The organism is Agrobacterium sp. 16-2014-1-2a (assembly GCF_053522705.1).
The window spans coordinates 236,668-254,567 of record NZ_JBNWBX010000007.1; the positions used below are offsets into that span (position 1 = coordinate 236,668).

Annotated in this window: 18 protein-coding genes; 13 read left to right on the top strand and 5 right to left on the bottom strand. The window is 58.9% G+C overall.

Going from position 1 to position 17,900, the window contains the following annotated elements:
* Positions 1-59 precede the first annotated feature (59 nt).
* Positions 60-1,352, bottom strand: a complete 1,293-nt coding sequence (locus ACQZ45_RS20345; RefSeq protein WP_080850077.1) for an ABC transporter substrate-binding protein — start codon at positions 1,350-1,352, stop codon at positions 60-62.
* 112 nt (positions 1,353-1,464) lie between these two features.
* Between ACQZ45_RS20345 and ACQZ45_RS20350 the strand changes: the two genes are divergently transcribed.
* The 4 genes from ACQZ45_RS20350 to ACQZ45_RS20365 are packed head-to-tail and all read left to right on the top strand — an operon-like array spanning position 1,465 to position 6,185.
* Positions 1,465-2,529: a LacI family DNA-binding transcriptional regulator gene (locus tag ACQZ45_RS20350; protein ID WP_003517845.1), complete on the top strand. Its 1,065-nt coding sequence runs from the start codon at positions 1,465-1,467 to the stop codon at positions 2,527-2,529.
* A complete protein-coding gene (locus ACQZ45_RS20355; RefSeq protein ID WP_113291896.1) occupies positions 2,522-4,399 on the top strand; it encodes a DUF2264 domain-containing protein in 1,878 nt (625 codons plus the stop codon). The genes ACQZ45_RS20350 and ACQZ45_RS20355 overlap by 8 nt, the downstream gene beginning before the upstream one ends.
* Positions 4,396-5,412: a hydroxyacid dehydrogenase gene (locus ACQZ45_RS20360; protein ID WP_112959753.1), complete on the top strand. Its 1,017-nt coding sequence runs from the start codon at positions 4,396-4,398 to the stop codon at positions 5,410-5,412. The genes ACQZ45_RS20355 and ACQZ45_RS20360 overlap by 4 nt, the downstream gene beginning before the upstream one ends.
* Positions 5,409-6,185, top strand: coding sequence for a sugar phosphate isomerase/epimerase family protein (locus tag ACQZ45_RS20365; RefSeq protein WP_080850074.1), 777 nt, complete (start codon positions 5,409-5,411; stop codon positions 6,183-6,185). Before ACQZ45_RS20360 ends, ACQZ45_RS20365 begins: the two co-directional genes overlap by 4 nt.
* Positions 6,186-6,399: 214 nt before the next feature.
* Here ACQZ45_RS20365 and ACQZ45_RS20370 read toward each other — a convergent pair whose 3' ends face one another.
* The 4 genes from ACQZ45_RS20370 to ACQZ45_RS20385 all read right to left on the bottom strand — a co-directional run bounded on the left by ACQZ45_RS20370 (position 6,400) and on the right by ACQZ45_RS20385 (position 10,682).
* The gene (locus ACQZ45_RS20370; protein ID WP_003517850.1) at positions 6,400-7,476 is read right to left on the bottom strand and encodes an ABC transporter ATP-binding protein; all 1,077 of its coding nucleotides are present in this window, start codon (positions 7,474-7,476) and stop codon (positions 6,400-6,402) included.
* An 88-nt stretch (positions 7,477-7,564) separates the two neighbouring features.
* Positions 7,565-8,440 carry a carbohydrate ABC transporter permease gene (locus ACQZ45_RS20375; RefSeq protein ID WP_013761392.1) on the bottom strand — a complete coding sequence of 292 codons (876 nt, stop codon included), beginning with the start codon at positions 8,438-8,440 and terminating at the stop codon, positions 7,565-7,567.
* Entirely contained in the window at positions 8,433-9,386 is a 954-nt protein-coding gene (locus tag ACQZ45_RS20380; RefSeq protein WP_003517854.1) for a carbohydrate ABC transporter permease, read from the bottom strand. The genes ACQZ45_RS20375 and ACQZ45_RS20380 overlap by 8 nt, the downstream gene beginning before the upstream one ends.
* Positions 9,387-9,392: 6 nt before the next feature.
* Positions 9,393-10,682, bottom strand: a complete 1,290-nt coding sequence (locus ACQZ45_RS20385; protein ID WP_448742510.1) for an ABC transporter substrate-binding protein — start codon at positions 10,680-10,682, stop codon at positions 9,393-9,395.
* A 119-nt stretch (positions 10,683-10,801) separates the two neighbouring features.
* Between ACQZ45_RS20385 and ACQZ45_RS20390 the strand changes: the two genes are divergently transcribed.
* The 9 genes from ACQZ45_RS20390 to ACQZ45_RS20430 all read left to right on the top strand — a co-directional run bounded on the left by ACQZ45_RS20390 (position 10,802) and on the right by ACQZ45_RS20430 (position 17,791).
* Complete coding sequence (locus ACQZ45_RS20390) at positions 10,802-11,500, top strand: TetR/AcrR family transcriptional regulator (RefSeq protein WP_003517856.1); 699 nt, start codon at positions 10,802-10,804, stop codon at positions 11,498-11,500.
* 245 nt (positions 11,501-11,745) lie between these two features.
* A complete protein-coding gene (locus ACQZ45_RS20395; RefSeq protein ID WP_162724359.1) occupies positions 11,746-12,888 on the top strand; it encodes a Gfo/Idh/MocA family protein in 1,143 nt (380 codons plus the stop codon).
* Positions 12,889-12,898: 10 nt separating this feature from the next.
* The gene (locus ACQZ45_RS20400) at positions 12,899-14,062 is read left to right on the top strand and encodes a dihydrodipicolinate synthase family protein (protein WP_019566457.1); all 1,164 of its coding nucleotides are present in this window, start codon (positions 12,899-12,901) and stop codon (positions 14,060-14,062) included.
* A 51-nt stretch (positions 14,063-14,113) separates the two neighbouring features.
* Positions 14,114-14,935 carry a sugar phosphate isomerase/epimerase family protein gene (locus ACQZ45_RS20405; RefSeq protein WP_013761396.1) on the top strand — a complete coding sequence of 274 codons (822 nt, stop codon included), beginning with the start codon at positions 14,114-14,116 and terminating at the stop codon, positions 14,933-14,935.
* A gap of 20 nt (positions 14,936-14,955) precedes the next feature.
* Complete coding sequence (locus ACQZ45_RS20410) at positions 14,956-16,191, top strand: Gfo/Idh/MocA family protein (RefSeq protein WP_111789573.1); 1,236 nt, start codon at positions 14,956-14,958, stop codon at positions 16,189-16,191.
* Between the two features lie 479 nt (positions 16,192-16,670).
* The gene (locus ACQZ45_RS20415) at positions 16,671-16,880 is read left to right on the top strand and encodes a cold-shock protein (RefSeq protein WP_003517872.1); all 210 of its coding nucleotides are present in this window, start codon (positions 16,671-16,673) and stop codon (positions 16,878-16,880) included.
* Between the two features lie 110 nt (positions 16,881-16,990).
* Positions 16,991-17,281 (top strand): hypothetical protein, encoded by a 291-nt coding sequence (locus ACQZ45_RS20420; protein WP_019566459.1) that lies wholly within the window; start codon positions 16,991-16,993, stop codon positions 17,279-17,281.
* A gap of 27 nt (positions 17,282-17,308) precedes the next feature.
* Positions 17,309-17,545, top strand: a complete 237-nt coding sequence (gene rpsU / locus ACQZ45_RS20425; protein WP_003517876.1) for a 30S ribosomal protein S21 — start codon at positions 17,309-17,311, stop codon at positions 17,543-17,545.
* Between the two features lie 30 nt (positions 17,546-17,575).
* Positions 17,576-17,791, top strand: a complete 216-nt coding sequence (locus ACQZ45_RS20430; protein ID WP_003517878.1) for a hypothetical protein — start codon at positions 17,576-17,578, stop codon at positions 17,789-17,791.
* Positions 17,792-17,900 lie beyond the last annotated feature (109 nt).

Genomic DNA, 17,900 nt, shown 5'->3' on the forward strand with positions numbered 1-17,900 from the left:
TGATTGCGAATGGAGGCAGCGCAGGCGGTTTCGATACCGCATGCGCTGCCTCTTTTTCCTTACCCGCGCTTGCGCAACGTGCGGGTGCCGGTATCGACAAGATTCTGCGCTGCCTCATCCACAGTGGCGCGGCCAAAGGCGAGTGAGTCGGCAATCGGACGCATTACCCCACGGTCGAACTCATTGGCGCCGATGGGGGCAGGCTCAGGATAGGTATCGAGCTTGCCGGACAGGCTCTCGATGTAATCCACCGTCTTGCGTTCGGTCTCGTTGAGGCTTGGCAACACAGCTTCGCGCACCTTCTTCGCCGGCGGCACGCCGCGTTCGACGCCGAGAACCTTGCCCGCTTCCAGATCATTGACGAAGAAGTTGATGAACTTCGCAGCAGCTTCCGGAGTGGTGGAGGTGGACGAAATGCACCAGATAAGCCCCGGCCGGTAATAATGCCCGGTCGGTTTTCCCGCCCCCTCGCCCGGCAGCATGCCAATGGACAGGGTCTTCTTGTTGAGCGCCTGGTAACCGACAAGCTGGTTGGAATAGGCAAAGCCGATTGCGGAATTGCCAAGAGTCAGCGCGTTGGATTCGATGGTATTGTCATCGCGCGTCTGGATATCGGCAGAGACGCAAAGCTTGTTCTCGCGCAGATCCTCCCAATAGGCGAACCATTCCTTGGCATCTTCCTTGTTGAAACCGATGGTGCCGTCCTGGAACAGGAGCTTGCCGCGCTGGCGCAGCCAGACATCGAAGACGTAGTGATAACGGGCGCCATAGGGCACCGCCCAATAATTGCGCCGCGCCGGAGCGTTCTTCTTGAAATCGCGCGCCAGTTCCGCCAGCGCCTTCCAGGTGATCTGCTCCTTCGGCACGGAGACGCCGGCCTCCTTCAGCGTCTCTGCATCATACATCATGCAGAACGAATTCAGCCCGAGACCGACGCCGTAAAGCTTGCCGTCGATGCGGCAAAGATCGACTTCGCTTTTGCCGAAATTGGAAAGATCAAGCGACGAGCCGACAAACTGGTCAAGTTCCATGCAGGCGCCACGGCCGGAATAATCGGCAATGGTGGAAGGCTCGAGCTGAAAGATATCGGCGACGTTACGTCCCGCCATGGACGTCGCAAGCTTGGTCCAATAGTCGGAACCGGCGATCATCTCGCCGCTGATTACCGTTTGTGGATCTGCCTTCTGGTAGAGGGCAATCACATCATTGGTGCGCTTGTTGCGGTCAGCCGAACCCCACCATACGCAACGAAGCCGGGTTTCGGCCGCCATCGCGCGGAAACCGCCCGCCGCCGCGCCAAGACCTGCCAGTGCCGCCGTCACCAAAAATCCACGTCTATCGATAGTTTGCATCTGCTCCTCCCGCGTTTTGCAAATTTCTCACTTATCACTTAAATTCTTGCAAATTTTCATTATTTGCAATATTTGCATCATAATAGAATTTTTTGCAAGCGCAGGAGAAGACATGAACGATACGCCCGACATCAGCCGCCCGCGCCAGTCGGATATCGCCCAGCGTGCAGGGGTTTCCATCAGCACGGTCTCACGGGTTCTCGCCGGGGAAAAAGGCATCAGCGCATCGATCCAGACCAAGGTTCTTGGCGTGGCGGCGGAACTTGGTTATCCGCTGCGGCCAGTCACCAGCCAGACCGGCGGCATCTCGCTGGAGGGCAAGAAAATCCTCGCCCTCATGTCCGCCGAACGAGCGACCGGCGATATCGGCGCCTTTTATCACGATATTTTCGACATGCTGCGCAGCCTTGCCCAGACAGAGGGTTTCGAACTCGATATCCGGCTGCTGCACCAGAGGCAGATCGACGACGCCCTTACACAGCGGGTCTGCGAGGTCGATGGCCTTCTCGCCATTGGTCTTGACCCCGAAGAGGAGATCATCCACCGCATCACGCAGGGTGTGCTGCAACCGGTTCTCGTCAATAGCGCCGATCCCTCGATGATGCTGGATTGCGTCTCGCCCTCCAATTTTTACGGCGGGGCGATGGCAGCGCGGCGGCTGCTGGAACTTGGGCACCGCAAGGTCGCCTATATAGGTCCGCAACACCGTCACACCATAAGAGAGCGCATGCGGGGCTTTCGGCAGGTTATCATCGAGGAAGAGGGTGCGACCTATGAGGAGTTTCTGCTTTCCACGGCGGATAGCGGCTTCGGGCAGGCCGGTGATGCGGTTCGTCAGCTGCTGGCCAAAAACCCCGATCTGACCGGCATTTTCTGCATGAACGATGCGATCGCGCTCGGCGCGCTGGGAGCAGCACAAGAGCTTGGCCTCGGGGTACCGGACGATCTTTCCATCATCGGCTTCGACGACCTGCCCTTCGCCGAACTTTCCACTCCCCGGCTCAGCACAATCCGGGTAGACCGCCGCGAGATTGCCCGCGAGGCGGTGGAGCTGATGCGCCGCCGGCTGGCGGAGCCATCGGCCAATGCCCGGCAGGTTCAGCTGGGTGTACAGCTTGTGGAAGGACAGACCGCCGGTCGAGCAAAAAAGACGGGAAAGGCGGCGCGCGATGCATGAGCCAGCAAACCATGATCCAATGACCAACTTCAATCCGCTTTACGGCAATTCACTCAAGACCCGCGCCGACGTCAGACGGGCATTGGACGACAGTTTCGCACCGCTGCTTCCCTATTTCTCAGAGAGCGGCGCAAGAGTGACGTTAAGCGGCACCGCCGCGCATTTTGACCGGGCAGCGGCCGATCTGGAAGGATTTGCGCGACCACTCTGGGGCATCGCGCCGCTTGCGCTCAGCGGCGATGCCTTCGCCCATTGGCCGCTTCTGGCCAGAGGCATCGCCAATGGCACCGATCCCGCCCATGCCGATTACTGGGGCGACGTGCGGCAGAAGGATCAGCGGCTGGTGGAACTGGCCGCCCTCGGCTTTGCGCTTCGGCTTGCGCCGCAACATCTGTGGGAACCCTTGTCCGAAGCGCAAAAGGCGAATGTGCGCCATTATCTTCTGGCGGCGCGCGAGCGCATCTATGCCGACAATAACTGGAAGTTTTTCCGGGTGATGGTCGATGCGGCGCTCGATCATCTCGGTATCGAATTCGACCGGAGCCTCACCGAAACATATCTGAAAGAGCTGGACGGATTTTACATCGCCGACGGCTGGTATCGCGACGGCAACTATCGCCGCATCGACCACTACATCGCCTTCGCCATGCATTTTTACGGGCTGATCTACGCGAAAATCAGCAAACCGGATGATGCATACGCCGAACGCTACCGGGAACGTGCCCGCCTGTTTGCCGGGGATTTCGCAAGCTGGTTCGATGAGGATGGTGGCGCGCTGGCCTTTGGCCGCTCCATGACCTACCGTTTCGCCTGCGGCGGCTTCTGGGGTGCCCTCGCCTTCGCGGATGAGGAAGCGATGCCCTGGGGGGAGATCAAGGGGCTTTATCTGAAACATCTGCGCTGGTGGGCGGGAAAGCCGATTGCCGACCGCGACGGCGTGCTTTCCATCGGTTACGCCTATCCGCAACTGACCATGTCGGAAAGCTATAATTCGGCGGGTTCACCCTATTGGGCCTTCAAGGCTTTCCTGCCGCTGGCCTTGCCGGAAAGCCACCCCTTCTGGCAGGCGGAGGAAAAGCTGCCAGACACATCCACAAAACCACGGCCGCTCGTTCATCCCGGCATGGTGATGATGCGCAGTAAGAGCAACGTCACGGCGCTGACGAGTGGGCAGGAAAACCTGTCCATGCGCGGCGGGCCGGAGAAATACGCCAAATTCGCCTATTCCTCGCGTTACGCTTTCGGCGTGGAAGTGGACGAGCGCGGTTTCAAGACCAATGGTTTCGACAATATGCTGGCCTTTTCCGAAGATGGCCGCCACTACCGGGTGCGCGAAACCAACCGCACTGTGCTCTTGGCTGGCACCAATCTTCGAGCGACTTGGAACCCATTCCCCGATGTCGAGGTCGAAACGACGCTGGTTGCCGCGGGAGAGTGGCATATCCGGTTGCACCGGATTACTTCCGCGCGGCCACTTTTGGTCACCGAAGGCGGCTTTGCGATAAACCGCAACGATGGCGACCGCGATGCGGTGACCGAAGACAGCGGCCGGGCAACGGCCGATTGCGGCACCGACATATCCGCCATCATCGATCTCGGCTCCAGCGCATCCCGCCAGGGCGTGGCGTTGAAGGCGCTGCCCAATACCAATCTCATCAATGCCAAAACCACGGTGCCGCAATTGCGGGGCGACATTCCAGCGGGCAAAACCCTGCTCGCCTGCGCCGTCTTTGTGGGAGTGGCGGGACCTGAAAGCGAAACAGCTTTGGCGACAGTTCCCGCACTTCCGGACATGGAAGCGCTTGACCGCCTGTTTGTTGAGCGCGGTGTTCCCGTAAGCAGTATGGCGGCGGCGGGAGAACCGCAATGATGAGCCCGCGTCCGCGTCTCAGCCTTGCCATGGACCCGGAGCGGACGCAGCATGTGCTGACGCCACAGGCGCTTGACAAGCTGTCGCAGAGCGTCGACATCCTCGATACCCGGCCGATCTCCGATTTTCACGACCCAGCTGTGACTGCCCAGTTGGAGAGAACAGATATTCTTCTGACTGGCTGGGGTTGTCCCGAGATCGACATGCGGGAACTGGCAATGATGCCGAACCTTCGGTTGATTTCACATGCCGCCGGGACGGTGAAATACTTCCTGTCCCAGGCAGTTTTCGAACGAAACGTTACGGTGTGCAGCGCGGCCGAGGCGAATGCGCAGCCGGTCGCGGAGTTTACGCTGGCAATGATCCTGCTTTCCGGCAAGCGTACCTTCGGTTTCCGGCGCATCTACGGAGAGGATCGCGCACGGCGAAACGTCGACCGCCTGCAGTCGCAGGTAATCGGCAATCTCGGCCTGACCGTCGGCATTGTCGGGGCGTCACGCATCGGGCGTCGGGTCATCAATCTGCTGCAGCCCTTCGATCTCGATCTTATCCTTTTCGACCCGTTTTTAAGCGCGGTGGAGGCACAAAAGCTCGGTGTGCGTCTCGTATCGCTCCGCGAGCTTATGGCGGTAAGCGATGTCATTTCCCTGCACGCGCCATCCCTGCCGCAAACCCGGCATATGATCGGCGCCGACGCGCTTGCCCTGATGAAGGACGGAGCGACCTTGATCAACACGGCCCGCGGCGCGCTGGTGGACGAAGACGCTCTGCTGGCGGAACTGAAAACCGGACGCATAGAGGCCGTCATCGACGTGACCGATCCGGAGGTTCCGCCACCAGAGTCACCCTTTTACAGCCTTCCGAACGTGTTCCTGACGCCGCATATCGCCGGCGCCGTCGGCCTCGAACGCGCCCGGCTCGGCGACATGGCGATTGCCGAGATCGAACGCTTCTGCCGCGCAGAACCATTGCAACAGCAGGTACGTCCGGAACATCTGGAACTGATCGCATGAGAATTTTCGAGCCGGGCCTCTGCTCTGTCACCTTCAGGTCCATGACGCCGCAGGCCGTGATTGACCTTGCCGTCGCAAATGGCATCAAGGCGATAGAATGGGGTGCCGATATCCATGTGCCACCTGGCGACTTAGAAAACGCAAGGAATGTGGCGGCGCGTACGGTGAAAGCCGGTCTTAGCGTCTCTTCCTACGGATCCTACATCTTCGCACCGGATTTTGCGCCGGAGGATGTGACCGCAGTTCTGGAAACCGCGAAAGCGCTCGGCACCGGCCATATCCGCATCTGGCCCGGCAGCCGCAAACGCCCATCCGCGGATTATTCACCAGAGGAACGCCGTGCGGCGACCGACGCGTTGGCGGCACTTGCCCGGCGGGCAGACGACTACGGAATGACAATCGGCCTCGAATATCACCCCAATTCGCTGACCGACACGCTGACCTCGGCCTTGCAGCTCATGCAGGATTTGCCGATGCCTAACCTGTTCTTTTACTGGCAGCCAGCCCCAGGTCTACCGCTGGATGACGCCCTTGCGGAAATATCCGCGCTCGGCTCGCGCATCTGCCACCTGCACGTCTTCGCGTGGCTCACCGATGCCAGCCGCCTGCCGCTCGGCGAGCGCGCGGACTATTGGCGGTCTTGCGTTGATGCCTTGCCAGCAAGCGACTGGACTAAACCGGCTTATGCGATGCTGGAGTTCGTCAAAGGTGACAACGTCGCCCAGTTCTCGGAAGATGCGGCGGTGCTGGGCGAGATTCTCGCCCGCTCTTAGAACCGCTTGTTTTTTATCGAAAACCGACGCGGCGGACTAAAATTCGCTATCCATCACAACCGCCCGCTGCCCTCATCCCTGTATCCCCTATAGGGAACCAGCCAGCCCAAGTCTTTGGGCTGATTGATTTCCTCGCCGCGCAGACGCGTCAGCTGGACTCCTGTGACACGCACAGGAATAAGGGAAGGTCTGTTCCTCCCCCCGGTTTTTCCTCTTATATTCGCCGCCCATCTGCCCCGAACAGATGCGTCTTCGCCAGATCAAACGCAAAGGGAATGGTCTCGCCGATGCGGATATGGCGCTGGCCGTCCAGCAGCAGGGTGGCGGGCTGGCCATCTGGGGTGCTGGTATAAACCACCGTCGAGCCGCCGAGATGTTCAACGAGCTGGATGGACGCATCGCCAAGCGAGGCCGATTGCGCCTGTGGGTTTACGTGTTCGGGACGAATGCCGAAAGTGAGTGGCTCGCCTTCCTCAGCCGCGACCGGCTTTTCGAGCAGAATGCGCTGGCCGGCGACCTCAATGGTACGGTTGGAGCTGTCGCCTGAAGCCACTTTCGCGGAAAGGAAGTTCATCTTTGGCGAACCGATGAAACCCGCCACAAACTGGTTGGCCGGATTGTTGTAGAGATCAAGCGGGCGGCCAACCTGCATGATGCGGCCGTCACGCAGGACCACGATCTTGTCGGCCATCGTCATGGCCTCCACCTGGTCATGCGTCACATAGATCATGGTGCTGCCGAGCGTCTGGTGCAGCTTGGCAATTTCGACACGCATCTGCACGCGCAGTTCCGCATCGAGGTTGGACAGGGGTTCATCGAACAGAAAGATTTTCGGCTCGCGGACGATAGCCCGACCGATGGCGACACGCTGGCGCTGGCCGCCAGAAAGCGCCTTCGGCTTGCGCTGTAACAACGGACCGATCTGCAGGATATCGGCAGCTTTCTGCACGCGCGCCTCGACTTCCGGTTTCTTGTAACCCGCCGTCTCCAGCCCAAAAGCGAGGTTCTTGTAAACGCTCATATGCGGATAAAGCGCATAGGACTGGAACACCATGGCGATACCGCGCTTGGAAGCGGCTGTTTCGTTGACCCTTTCGCCATCGATGCGAAGATCACCCTCGGAGATTTCCTCCAGACCGGCGATCATGCGCAGAAGCGTGGATTTGCCACAGCCCGAGGGGCCAACGAAAACGGTGAACTCGCCCGGCTCGATCTTGAGATCGATGCCGTGGACGACCGGAAAGGCGCCGAACCGCTTGACGATTTTTTCCAGAGTAATGCTGCTTGCCATGCTGTTTCTCCCGACCGTCGCGCTGCAGACAAGGCAGCCGCGACGGTGTTGATGTTCTGCAATTCGTTTTCGGTCCCGTTTCGTCCGTTCAGCGTTTCATTCCGGTGGTAGCGATGCCTTCAATCAGCAGCCGCTGGAAGAACAGGAAGAACAGGAAGACCGGTACCAGCGACAGGTTGGACATGGCGAAAAGCGACGTCCAATCCGAGCTGCCGGTGGAATCCACGAAGGATCTGAGGCCGAGCTGCACGGTGTAGGTGTTGATGTCGTTCAGATAGATCAACGGACCGAAGAAATCGTCCCAGGTCCAGATGAAGGAAAAGATCGCGGCCGTTGCCAGAACCGGCAGAGAGAGGGGCAGCATGATCTTCCAGTAGATGCGGAAGGGCGAGCAACCGTCCATCACCGCTGCCTCATCCAGCTCACGCGGAATGCCCCGGAAGAACTGCACCATCAGGAAGATGAAGAAGGCGTCGGTTGCCAGATATTTCGGCACGATCAGCGGCAGCGACGTATTCACCCAGCCCATTTCCAGAAACAGGATATATTGCGGGATGAGCACCACGTGATAGGGCAGCATCAAGGTGCCAAGCATCAGCGCGAACCAGAAATTGCGCCCACCGAACCGCAGGCGGGCGAAAGCGAAGGCGGCAAGTGAGCAGCCAACGACGTTGCCGATGGTGGCGAGCACCGAGATGAAGAACGAGTTCCAGAAGAATTGCCCGAAACTGACCTGAAGCCCGGTCCAGCCGCGAATATAGCCGCCGAAATCAACCGACGAAGGAATGAGCGAGGAGGAACCGAACAGCTCGTCCTGCGGGCGGAACGAACCCGAAATCATCCACAGGATCGGATAAAGCATCGCAAAGGAGGCAAGGATCAGCGCCGCATGCAGCAAAACCGACATTAGCGGTGAGCGTTGCGGGCCTTGTCCCGGCCGGGGAGCGGTAACAGCGTCAGTCATCGTAATGCACCCAGTATTTCGCGCTGAGGAACGAGAAGGCCGTGAACAGCGCGATGATGATCACAAGAATCCAGGCAAGCGCCGAGGCATATCCCATGCGGAAGAAACCGAAGGCTTCCTGATAGAGATAGAGCGTGTAGAACAGCGTCGAGTTGATCGGCCCGCCCGTGCCTTCGGAAATGATGAAGGCGGGCGTGAAGGCCTTGAAGGCATCGATCGTCTGGATCACGGCGTTGAAGAAGATCACCGGCGTCAACAGCGGCAGCGTAATACGGAAGAACTGCCGCATCTTGCTCGCGCCGTCGATATCGGCGGCCTCGTACATATCCTGCGGGATTTGCCGGAGCCCTGCGAGGAAGATGATCATTGGCGAGCCGAACTGCCAGACGGACAGGATCACCAGCGTGTAGAGCGAGTAGTCCGGATTGGAAATCCAGCTCGGCCCCTCATAACCGAAAACCTGCCACAGGACCATGTTGACGAGGCCATCTGACGCGAAAAGCTGCCGCCAGAGAACAGCGATCGCCACGCTGGAACCGAGCAGCGACGGCAGATAGAAGATCGCCCGGTAAAGCGTGAGCCCCTTTATGCCGCGATTGAAGGCGAGCGCCACCAGCAGCGCAAAGATCAGCTTCAACGGCACCGAAAGCAGCACATAGGTAAAGGTGACCTGCATGGCGGCGGCGAATTTAGGGTCGGCAGTGGCGATGCGCACATAATTGGCCGCCCCCACCCAGTCCGGGGATTGAAGCAGGTCATAATTGGTGAAGGACAGATAAAGCGACACCAGCGCAGGCCCTAGGGTGAGACCGAAGAAACCGATCAGCCACGGCAGGAGAAACAGGTACGCGTGAACGTTGCGGTCCAAAAGCCGCTTCACGCCTGCCCGCTTCGGGAGAGCCGCGCCACGGCTCTCCTCCACGAGAGTTTCAGATCGAAAGGCCATCTGCCATCACTTCCGTTTAATGACGGTTTCGGATTCCTTGACGAGCCGGTCACCACCCTCAGCCGCCGAAATCTTGCCAAAGCCGATCTCTTCCGCTGTACGTTTCAGGACGAAGGCGAATTCGCCTGCACCCGGAGGGGGTGCCGGCGGCAGATCGCCAACGCCGGGGGTAATCTCGGCAATATATTCCACCATGCTCTTGCTGACGGCATCGAGCTTGGCGGTCAGCGCGTTACGCATCGATTCCGACGCCGGAACGCCGCGCTCCACACCCAGAACATCGACGCCCTGTGGTTCGGCAACGAGAAAGTTGATGAAACCGACCGCCTGCTCGATGCCGGCACTGCCATTGGCGACGCTGATGAGCATGGATGGTTTCAGGTAGTGACCGGAAGGACCATCCTTCTTTCTTTTCGGATAGGAGGTAATCGCCAGCTTTGCTTTGTTGAGTGCCTGATAACCGACAAACTGGTTGGAATGGGCAAATGCCGTTGCCGCCTTGCCCGTCGTCAGCGCGTTGGTTTCAATATTCAACTGGTCGAGCGCCTGAATATCGGCCGGCACGCATGCACCGCTCTTGCGCAAATCCGCCCACATGGTGAACCATTTGGTCGCGTCGGTCGGATCAAAACCGATACCGCCATCCTGTGTGTAGAGTGATTTGCCGTTCTGACGCAGCCAGTTCTCGAAGCTCGGCTCGACGCCGCTGGCATCGGCCGTGGCGTAATAGCCGGGCTTGGGCTTGTTCTTGCTGAGCTTGGCGGCGTTTTCGGCAAACTCTTCCCAGGTCTGCCCGATCGCTGGCGGAGTCGCGCCGGATTTTTCCCAGGCCACCTTGTCGAAGAAGACAGCGCTGGAATTCACGCCAAGATTAACCCCGTAAAGCTTGCCGTCGACCCGACCGGAGTCGATGTTCATCTTGCCGAAATCTTCTATCTTCAGGCCCTTGCCAATATAGTCATCAAGGGGAGCAAGGGCGCCGCGCCGACCATATTCGAAGATGTAGCGATAATCCATCTGGATCAGATCAGGCGCGTTGCGGCCTGCCACCTGCGTGGCAAGGCGCGGCCAGTAGTCGCTCCAGCCGGCAAATTCCCCGGCAATGTCGAGATCCGGCTTGATTTGCTTATATGCGGCGATCGCCTTGTTGGTGCGATCCGCACGCTCCTGCGATCCCCACCACAACATACGCAGCCGCGCGGCCTGAGCCTGCGCCGAACCACCTCCCAATGTTGCGAGTGAAAGGGCCGCAAGCCCTGCTGAAAGCACACTTCTCCTGTGAAGCATCACGGGCATTGGCAACTCCTCCCTAATTGACTGCCAAATTGATGATGGGGGTAAACGACTATTGCCGTTTTATAACTAATTGGTTACATGGGAACACCGATCGCCAACATTGTCAAGCGGGTGCTAAGATGGACGAAACGACGAAAAACCAGCTGCCCGATCCGGCCGTCGAGGAAACGCCTGCCCCCAAGCGCAAACGCGGGGCGGCACAGGTGCGAAACCCGGAGAGAACACGCGCCGCCATTCTTGAAGCCGCCCGCCGCGAGGTGGCCGCGAAGGGCCTGGCGGGCGCGAGAATCGATGTCGTGGCGCGGCGTGCCGGCACCAACAAGCGGATGATCTACCATTATTTTGGCGACAAGGACGCGCTTTATCTCGCCGTTCTGGAGGACGCCTATCGCCACATCCGCCACACCGAACGGCGGCTGGACCTGACCCGCAAGGCGCCTTCGGAAGGCTTGCGGGAACTTGCGCTTTTCACTTGGCATTATTTTCTGGATCACCCGGAATTTCTGAGCATTCTCGCAACAGAAAACCTCAATAAAGCCCGATATCTCAGGCAATCCGCTACGATTGCGGCGATGCATTCGAACTTCATTTCCGAGCTTGAGGACGTGCTGCGGCGCGGCCGCGATACTGGCGAATTCCGTGACGGTCTCGATCCGATCGACGTCTATCTGACGATCGCCTCGCTCGGCGCCTTTTATCTTTCGAACCGATTCACGCTGTCGACGATCTTCCAGCGCGACCTTACCGACCCCGCCGAACTTGAACGCTGGGGCCAGCATATCGTCGATACCCTGCTTGCTGCGGTGCGGCCGGTCTGAGCCGTAAAAACCGAATTTCCCTTTAACAACAGCGACGACGCGCCATTCGCATCCGCGAAGCGCGTCTTTTCCTTTTGCGGCGCGGCACAAACCCGTGATTTCTGCCGCCGCAAGTGCATGTGAATTTCCTGCCAAAAACACCTTGACAGATCGCATCCTTCACGATCACAAATAACCAAATGGTTACAAATTGCCATGTTTTACGGAAGCGGCTTTCGGGAAAAGGCCGCCTTGGGAGGAAATTCATGAAACGTATCGGCGTCATCATGCACGGCATCACCGGCCGCATGGGTTACAACCAGCACCTCGTGCGCTCCGTTCTCGCCATTCGCGATCAGGGCGGCGTGGTTTTGAAGAGCGGCGAAAAGGTCATGCTCGACCCCATTCTGGTCGGCCGAAACGATGCGAAAATCGAGGAAATCGCTAAAAAGCACAATGTCGCGCGCTGGACGACCGACATCGACGCCGCCCTTGCGAACCCGGATGACACGCTTTTCTTCGACGCCGGCACGACGCAGATGCGTGGCAGCCTGCTCGAAAAAGCCATCAAGGCGGGCAAGAACGTCTATTGCGAAAAGCCGATTTCCGACAGCGTGGCAGAGGCGCTGGCAATTGCCAGACTGGCCGAAAGCGCCGGTATCAAACACGGCGTGGTGCAGGACAAGCTGTTCCTGCCCGGCCTTCGCAAGCTGGCGATGCTGCGTGACAGCGGCTTTTTCGGCAAGATCCTCTCGGTGCGCGGCGAGTTCGGCTATTGGGTTTTCGAAGGCGATTGGCAGCCGGCGCAGCGTCCTTCGTGGAATTACCGCCTGAAGGATGGCGGCGGTATCATCCTCGATATGCTGTGCCACTGGCGTTATGTGCTCGATAATCTATTCGGACCGGTGAAATCCGTAAGTTGCCTCGGCGCCACCCATATCCCCGAGCGTTTCGATGAACAGGGCCACGCCTATGCGGCGGATGCCGACGATGCCGCCTACGCCACCTTCGAGTTGGAAGGCGGCGCCATCGCCCATATCAACTCTTCCTGGGCGGTGCGTGTGCGCCGCGATGATCTCGTCACGTTTCAGGTTGATGGCACGCATGGTTCGGCCGTGGCGGGTCTCACCAAATGCTGGACCCAGCACCGCACCAATACGCCGAAACCGGTGTGGAACCCTGACCAGCCCCAGACCATCGATTTCTACAAGACCTGGCAGGAAGTGCCTGACAACGTCACTTATGACAACGGTTTCAAGGCGCAGTGGGAAATGTTCGTGCGTCACCTCGTCGACAACGACCCATGGCCCTATGGGCTGATGGAGGGCGTGAAGGGCGTGCAATTGGCCGAACTGGGGCTGAGATCATGGAAGGAACGCCGCTGGCTCGACGTTCCCGCACTTTCCTGAGGAGGCGACAGTGAGCGAACTCAAGCTTCCAAAGGACGACCGCAGCATCGAGGTCTACAGGCTATCAGGCGCGCCGGTCGCCATTGAGAAACGAAGTGCGGCGGATTTCAATCGTGTCGCCTTCGCCGCCGCCCATGTGGTGGCCGATCCCCTCGCCGACAACGATCCATGGTTGACGCCCGCCATCGACTGGGACGCTACCCTGCGCTTCCGCCACCGCCTTTGGGACCTCGGCCTGGGTGTTGCGGAGGCCATGGATACGGCCCAGCGCGGCATGGGACTGGCGTGGCCGCAGGCGCAGGAACTGATCTCCCGTTCGCTGAAGGAAGCGGCCACCCGCAAGGATGCGCTGATCGCCTGCGGCGTCGGCACGGATCATCTTGAGGGCGGCGGATATGACCTGAACCAGATTATCGACTCCTACCTGGAACAGCTTGATTTTGTTCAGGGAGAAGGCGGGCGCGTGATCCTGATGGCAAGCCGGGCGCTCACCGCTGCCGCCCGCTCCCCGGACGATTATCTCAAGGCCTATGCCAGGGTCCTTTCCCGTGCCGAGAACAAGGTGGTTATCCACTGGCTGGGAGAAATGTTCGATCCTGCGCTTGAGGGCTACTGGGGTGCCCGCGACCATATGGCGGCGATGGACACCTGCCTTGCCATGATCGAGGAGAATGCAGACAAGATCGACGGCATCAAGATTTCGCTTCTATCCAAGGAAAAGGAAATCGTCATGCGCCGTCGCCTGCCCGCTGGTGTTCGCATGTATACCGGCGACGACTTCAATTATGCCGAGCTGATCGCCGGTGACGAAAAAGGTCATTCGGACGCGTTGCTCGGCATTTTCGATGCCATTGCTCCGGCGGCATCCAAGGCGCTCGCCAGCCTGAAGCGCGGTGCGGATAATGAATTCTTCGACATTCTGGAGCCAACGGTGGCGCTTTCACGCCATATCTTCAAGGCGCCGACCCGCTTTTACAAAACCGGCGTGGTGTTTCTCGCCTATCTCAACGGCTTGCAGGACCATTTCACCATGGTTGGCGGGCAGGAAAGCGCCCGCTCCACGCGGCATTTCGCCGAGCTTTTCCGGCTGGCGGACAAGGCCAATGTGCTTGCCGAACCGGATGTGGCGACGCATCGCATGAAGCAGTTTCTGGCTGTCAGAGGCATTGGTTAAGCGCGAGAGCGAAGGTGGCTGGAGGCCTTCGCAAAAGGGAGGAGTACCGTTATGGGCGTTGAGGGCCTTTCAATAAATTTTGCCACCGTGCGGCAGGGACGTTCCTTCGGGGCAATCGTGGATGCATGCCTTGCGCATGGCATCACCACCATCTCGCCCTGGCGCGAGCAGGTTCACGCTGCAGGCCTTGCTGAAGCAGCACGCATTGTCGAGCAGAACGGCCTTCGTCTCAGCGGCCATTGCCGGGGCGGCTTTTTCCCCGCCCCCGATGCAGAAGGCCGCAGCCGCGCCATTGAGGACAATAAACGCGCCGTGGACGAAGCCGCCGCCATGAAGGCAGATTGCCTGGTGCTTGTCGTGGGCGGCCTGCCCGCGGGTTCTCGAGACTTGAAAGGTGCACGGCAGATGGTGGAGGACGGCATGGCCGAACTTCTTCCCTATGCGAGGGCAGCCGGCGTGCCGCTCGCCATTGAACCGTTGCATCCCTTTTATGCCGCCGACCGCGCCTGCTTCAACACTTTGAAACAGTCGCTCGACCTCTGCGACCGGCTGGGTGCCGGAACCGGTGTGGCCATCGACGTCTATCACGTCTGGTGGGACCCGGAGCTGGAGGAACAGGTGGCGCGCGCCGGGCGAAACGGGCAGATACTGGCACACCATATCTGCGACTGGCTGGTGCCGACCACCGATCCGCTCAACGATCGCGGCATGATGGGCGATGGCGTGATTGACCTGAAGGCATTTCGCGCCATGATCGAGGCCGCCGGCTTTTCCGGTCCGCAGGAAGTCGAGATTTTTTCGCATCGTTGGCAGGCACGCCCGGTGGACGAGGTTCTGTCCACCGTCGTCGAGCGTTTTAAAACCGTTTGTTGATTGGGTTCGGGAGTAAGGAAATGCCTGAAAGGGTGAAACGCAAACGTTATGCACTGGTCGGCACCGGCAATCGTGGCACCACCATGTGGGGGCGCGAACTTCTGGCCGGGTGGAGCGACTATGTCGAACTGGTCGGCATTTGCGACCTGAACCTGATGCGCGCAGAACGGGCCCGCGCCATGATGGGGTCGGCCGCTCCGCTTTACGACGACTTCGACCGGATGATGGCCGAGCAACGCCCGGAACTGGTAATCGTCTGCACGCCCGACGATACTCATGACGACATCATTATCCGCGCGCTCGAGGGCGGTGCCGATGTCATCAGCGAAAAACCCATGACCACCACCCCGGAAAAGATTGACCGCATCCGCGCGGCGGAGGCCGAAAGCGGCCGCCGCGTCGACGTTTCCTTCAATTATCGCTTTTCACCGACGGCGGCGCGCATCAAGGAGCTGATCGACGATGGCGCGATCGGCACCGTTACCTCGGTAGATTTCCACTGGTATCTCGATAACCAGCACGGTGCGGATTATTTCCGCCGCTGGCACGCTTTCACCGAACATTCAGGCAGCCTGTTCGTCCACAAGGCCACGCACCACTTCGATCTTCTGAATTGGTATCTCGATTCCGACCCGGTGGAAGTGAAGGGCTTTGGGCAATTGCTGCATTATGGCAAGAACGGACCGTTCCGGGGAACGCGCTGTCGTACCTGTCCGCACAAGGGCGAGTGCGATTATTTCATGGATCTCGGGGCCGACCCGTTCCTGGACGCGCTTTACGAGGACCCGTCGACTGTGGATGGCTATATGCGTGACGCCTGCGTCTTTCGCGAGGAGATCGACATCCCCGACACGATGAGTGCCTCGATTCGCTATGCGAACGGCGTGCAGGTCTCCTATTCGCTCAATACCTATATGCCGATCGAGGGACACCACATCGCGTTTAACGGCCATAAAGGACGCATCGAGATGCGCCAATATGAAAAGCAGCCGTGGACTGAGCCCCCAGCCGACGAAATACTGCTGGTAAAAAGTTTCGGTGGCGGTGTCGAGCGTATCTGGGTGCCGCATGAGCCGGGCGGCCATTATGGCGGCGACAATCGCATGCGCGACATGATCTTCAAGCCCGGTTCGAACGACCGGCTGCGGCAGCGGGCGGGTTCGCGCGCCGGCGCCATGTCCGTGCTCTGCGGCGTAGCCGCATTGAAAAGCGCCCGCGAGGGTGGTGCAGCGGCGGTGAAATCCCTGCCCATCTAGATATTTTCGGCCTGCGGTGCTTTCAACGTCGGTCCGCAGGCCGCAATTGCCAAAAAAGAACGGATAACATTCTGCAGATTACGCGCTTCCTCCATACCGGTAAAACGACGATCGGGGGAAGAAAGAGTTAATCATGTCCAGTTTCGAATCCTTCATTCCGCTCATCATCATCGGCACCAGCCTGATCCTTTTTTTCAAATGGGTGGGGCGTGATATGAACAGGGAAGAGAAAAAACCGAAATCGCGCCGCTGACGCAGGAAGAGACATCGGAACCGGCAAGTGCAATCGCCAGATGGCGCATTTTTCCGCATCGGCCCATTGCAAAATCAAAAATTGAGGCTATATTCGGCAAATCGACAATTGCTTGTGACGTCGCTCCTGGGACTCTACGTTCCCGTCGGATTTCCTCTCAAATAATCGATCTAATTCCGCAAGGTATCGCGGAAACCAACAACGATTACTACGAAAGGAAATCGTTATGAACACTGGTACTGTAAAGTGGTTCAACGCCACCAAGGGCTTCGGCTTCATTCAGCCTGACAACGGCGGCACGGACGTTTTCGTTCACATTTCGGCTGTTGAGCGCGCAGGTCTGCGTTCGCTGAACGACGGCCAGAAGATCACCTACGACATCGTGCAGGACCGCAAGTCCGGCAAGAGCTCCGCTGACAACCTTCGCGCAGCTTGATTTGTCATCGGCCCCGCTGGCTACGCATGTACCAGCAGTGGCGCTGAGTGATTGTGAGAGGTCGGGTTAAATCCCGGCCTTTTGTTTTTTTTGGCCATGGGGAGGCTCTCATGCGCAAAAATCCTTATCGTTCCGGCGATGCTATCTTTCTGAAGGCGGGCGTACTTGGGGCCAACCAGCCCAAAGGTCCAGGCCGGGTCGTAACGGCTCTGCCAGAGACACAACAAGGTGCGGTTCGCTACAGGGTGCGTTTCCAGCACGAGAACTTCGAACGTAATATAGCGCTCGATGAAATCGATGTGGTTGCGTCTTCATCGCGGCCCGTGGAAATCGAAGGCTCGTCTTCGCGCGTTGCGGGATCGAGCTGGATCAATTCGAATACGATCAGAATCAAAAAATAGCAGCGATGGCTGCGTTAAGGAGATAAGTTGCAGGTACTCGTCAGGGATAACAATGTAGAGCAAGCCCTCCGCGTCTTGAAAAAGAGGATGCAGCGCGAGGGTATCTTCCGTGAGATGCGCGCACGGGAATCTTACGAAAAGCCGTCGGAAAAGCGTATCCGCGAAGAAGCCGAAGCTGTGCGCCGCCACCGCAAGATGGCGAAGAAAAAATTGCAGCGCGAGGGATTGCTTCCTGCTCCCAAAAAGGTTGCCCGCGCTCGATAACTTTCAATTCGCTCCGCAAAGGAGAATGCCATGACCGCGACTAAAGAGGCTGTTTTCAAACCCGGAAAGCTGTCCTCGCAGGACAAGGCATCCATAACGGACAAGGCGGCGAAACAGATCATAACCGCCGAATCCGACCAGCGCGCCAAGAAGACGGAACGGCTTCGCCAACTTCGCGAAGCTCAGGAGGCGGCAATCGCCGCCCCTCCACCCACCCGCACCAAAAAGTCATCCGGCAAGAAATAACCCGGTTGCACTTTTTGACGTCGTCTTTCCGAAAAACTTCTTGAACCTGATACGCAACAGGCGCACGCTTCGCCTGTCAGCAATCCGCTGAAGAGTGCTGGTGTTTGAG

Coding starts and splice junctions, on each gene's coding strand:
- ACQZ45_RS20345 (WP_080850077.1), bottom strand. CDS start 1,352: ATGCAAACTATCGATAGACGTGGATTTTTGGTGACGGCGGCACTGGCA.
- ACQZ45_RS20350 (WP_003517845.1), top strand. CDS start 1,465: ATGAACGATACGCCCGACATCAGCCGCCCGCGCCAGTCGGATATCGCC.
- ACQZ45_RS20355 (WP_113291896.1), top strand. CDS start 2,522: ATGCATGAGCCAGCAAACCATGATCCAATGACCAACTTCAATCCGCTT.
- ACQZ45_RS20360 (WP_112959753.1), top strand. CDS start 4,396: ATGATGAGCCCGCGTCCGCGTCTCAGCCTTGCCATGGACCCGGAGCGG.
- ACQZ45_RS20365 (WP_080850074.1), top strand. CDS start 5,409: ATGAGAATTTTCGAGCCGGGCCTCTGCTCTGTCACCTTCAGGTCCATG.
- ACQZ45_RS20370 (WP_003517850.1), bottom strand. CDS start 7,476: ATGGCAAGCAGCATTACTCTGGAAAAAATCGTCAAGCGGTTCGGCGCC.
- ACQZ45_RS20375 (WP_013761392.1), bottom strand. CDS start 8,440: ATGACTGACGCTGTTACCGCTCCCCGGCCGGGACAAGGCCCGCAACGC.
- ACQZ45_RS20380 (WP_003517854.1), bottom strand. CDS start 9,386: ATGGCCTTTCGATCTGAAACTCTCGTGGAGGAGAGCCGTGGCGCGGCT.
- ACQZ45_RS20385 (WP_448742510.1), bottom strand. CDS start 10,682: ATGCCCGTGATGCTTCACAGGAGAAGTGTGCTTTCAGCAGGGCTTGCG.
- ACQZ45_RS20390 (WP_003517856.1), top strand. CDS start 10,802: ATGGACGAAACGACGAAAAACCAGCTGCCCGATCCGGCCGTCGAGGAA.
- ACQZ45_RS20395 (WP_162724359.1), top strand. CDS start 11,746: ATGAAACGTATCGGCGTCATCATGCACGGCATCACCGGCCGCATGGGT.
- ACQZ45_RS20405 (WP_013761396.1), top strand. CDS start 14,114: ATGGGCGTTGAGGGCCTTTCAATAAATTTTGCCACCGTGCGGCAGGGA.
- ACQZ45_RS20410 (WP_111789573.1), top strand. CDS start 14,956: ATGCCTGAAAGGGTGAAACGCAAACGTTATGCACTGGTCGGCACCGGC.
- ACQZ45_RS20415 (WP_003517872.1), top strand. CDS start 16,671: ATGAACACTGGTACTGTAAAGTGGTTCAACGCCACCAAGGGCTTCGGC.
- ACQZ45_RS20420 (WP_019566459.1), top strand. CDS start 16,991: ATGCGCAAAAATCCTTATCGTTCCGGCGATGCTATCTTTCTGAAGGCG.
- ACQZ45_RS20430 (WP_003517878.1), top strand. CDS start 17,576: ATGACCGCGACTAAAGAGGCTGTTTTCAAACCCGGAAAGCTGTCCTCG.